This is a genomic window from Rhodopseudomonas sp. BR0G17, from assembly GCF_010907025.1.
Lineage (GTDB): Bacteria > Pseudomonadota > Alphaproteobacteria > Rhizobiales > Xanthobacteraceae > Rhodopseudomonas > Rhodopseudomonas palustris_H.
In genome coordinates, this window is sequence record NZ_QUML01000255.1 from 1 (window position 1) to 383 (window position 383).

Sequence of the window (383 nt, forward strand, 5' to 3'; positions counted from 1 at the left end):
GTGCGACGGACGGATCAGGATCGGCAAAACTCTGTCCACGGCAACTCCGACAGATGCAGGCGAGCTGACTATTCGGCCACGACGTAGGTGTAGAGGCGAACACGTCCAGCTTCGTCGGCCTCACGATAGACGCCCTGGATTTCAACATCGAAGCCGGGGAATTCGTTGAAACTGCGCTCGAACATCTGCAAGTAATCGAGCATCGGCTTGGCCCGCTCGCTCAAGCGCTCGCCGGGCACGATCGTCGCAATTCCGGGCGGATAGACCACGAACGGCGTGGTGGCAATTCGGCCCGCGATCTGGCTGATCGGCAGGTAGTCGACATCGTTGCGCACCAAGAAGCGCGCCGCGGCGTGCGGCGACATCGCGATCTCGGGCAGATG

General features: G+C 61.6%; 1 protein-coding gene. It reads right to left on the reverse strand.

What is annotated here, in order from left to right; all coding sequences use genetic code 11:
* Positions 1–68: 68 nt before the first annotated feature.
* A partial coding sequence (locus tag DY467_RS26105) for an Orn/Lys/Arg family decarboxylase (protein WP_502706467.1) occupies positions 69–383 on the reverse strand: 315 nt, incomplete at its 5' end.